The organism is Kytococcus sp. HMSC28H12 (assembly GCF_001816045.1).
GTDB lineage: Bacteria > Actinomycetota > Actinomycetes > Actinomycetales > Dermatophilaceae > Kytococcus > Kytococcus schroeteri.
In genome coordinates this window covers 1-1,602 of sequence record NZ_KV824542.1, presented here as the reverse complement: position 1 = coordinate 1,602, position 1,602 = coordinate 1, and the positions used below count along the sequence as shown (strand labels likewise).

Genomic DNA, 1,602 nt, shown 5'->3' with positions numbered 1-1,602 from the left:
GACGAGAACCGCACCGGTGCCGAACTCGACGGTCGACCTCGGCACCGGTGCGGATCTGGTGCAGGTGGCAGACCGAGTTCCGCACCGGTGCGCATCTCGGCACGGGAGACGTTGGCGGAGGCGGACGGGAATCGAACCCGCCAGGACGAGGTACTCGCCCTCGCCGGTGTTGAAGACCGGGGGGCCCACCAGGAACCCAGACGCCTCCGTGGCACAGCGTAGGTCAGCGAAGCGGCGCGGTGCGGGAGCACCGACCGGCGGAGGGCTGCCGAGGGCCGGGGTGAGGGAGCGGCGCCCGGGCGCTCCTAGTCTGGACCCATGACCGATGTCGTCCGCCTGACCCAGTACGCCCGCGGCGGAGGGTGTGCCTGCAAGATCCCGCCCGGTGAGCTCGAGGACGCCGTGGCCGCACTGCGGGGTGCACTGCCCGGCGGGCCCGGCGACGCCAGCGGCCCGGGCGGCCCTGCCCCCCAGGGCCACACCGCCGGACCCGCCTCGACCGCAGAGGTGCTCGTGGGCCTCGACGACGGCGACGACGGCGCCGTGGTCCGCGTGGCCGACCGCCTGGCCGTGGTCTCCACCGCCGACTTCTTCACCCCCGTCCAGGACGACGCCGCCGACTGGGGCCGCATCGCCGCGGCCAACGCCCTCTCCGACGTGTACGCCATGGGCGGCACCCCGGTCATGGCCATCAACCTCGTGGCCTGGCCGCGCGAGCTGCTGCCCACCGAGCTGCTCGCCGAGGTGCTCCGCGGCGGCCTGGAGGTGGCCACCCGGGCGGGCTGCCCCGTCATCGGGGGGCACAGCATCGACGCACCGGAGCCCACCTACGGCATGGCGGTCACCGGCACCGTGGGCCCCGACCGCCTGCTGCGCAACGACGCCGCCGAGCCCGGCCTGCCCATCAGCCTCACCAAGCCGCTCGGCGTGGGCGTGCTCAACAACCACCACAAGGCCACCGGCACCCGCCACCCCGAGGCCGTGGAGCTCATGACCACCCTCAACGACACCGCGAGCCGTGCCGCGGTGGACGCCGGGGTGCGCGCCGCCACGGACGTCACCGGGTTCGGCCTGCTGGGGCACCTGCACAAGATGTGCCGCGCCTCGGGCGTGGCCGCCCGCATCGATGCCGGGGCGGTGCCCGTGCTCCGGGCCGCCCGCGAGCTGCTGGGCCAGGGCTTCGTGCCCGGTGGGTCGCGCCGCAACCTGGACTGGGTGCGGCCGCACCTGCGCGCCGAGGGCGTGGGCGAGGACGAGCTGGTGCTGCTGGCCGACGCGCAGACCTCCGGTGGGCTGCTCGTGGTGGGCGAGGTGCCGGGCGCCCCCGTCATCGGCGAGACGGTGGCCAGCGGGTCCCTCGGTGAGGGCGTGACCGTGCAGGTGGCCTGACCTGAAGGACCGCATCCGGCCGGGCGCGCACGGCCTCAGGTGGTGATGGAGTCGCCCACCTGGCCGGCGGCACGGCGGGCCGCGAGGCGGCGGCGCTGCGGCTCCACGGTGAAGCGCGGGTCGCGGGCCGAGGCCTGACCGCCCTCCACGACGGCGAAACGGGTCAGCGCCGAGGCCGCCGCGAGCGCCAGCCCGGAGGCCACCGAGACCACG

The 1,602-nt window shown here is 75.7% G+C and carries 1 protein-coding gene, 1 tRNA gene and 1 pseudogene; 1 reads left to right on the top strand and 2 read right to left on the bottom strand.

Translation table 11 applies throughout. From position 1 onward, the window contains the following. Positions 1-112: 112 nt before the first annotated feature. Positions 113-208: transfer RNA gene (locus HMPREF3099_RS08035), tRNA-Sec, on the bottom strand. Between the two features lie 110 nt (positions 209-318). Between HMPREF3099_RS08035 and selD the strand changes: the two genes are divergently transcribed. Beyond that, positions 319-1,389: a selenide, water dikinase SelD gene (gene selD, locus HMPREF3099_RS08030; RefSeq protein ID WP_070705493.1), complete on the top strand. Its 1,071-nt coding sequence runs from the start codon at positions 319-321 to the stop codon at positions 1,387-1,389. Positions 1,390-1,424: 35 nt separating this feature from the next. On the opposite strand, the pseudogene HMPREF3099_RS12440 reads toward selD, so the two are convergent. Then, a pseudogene (locus HMPREF3099_RS12440) lies at positions 1,425-1,602 on the bottom strand (nitrite reductase); the annotation flags it as partial.

What these genes read in the sequence shown, in the direction of transcription:
- selD (WP_070705493.1), top strand. Translation starts at nt 319, where the DNA reads ATGACCGATGTCGTCCGCCTGACCCAGTACGCCCGCGGCGGAGGGTGT.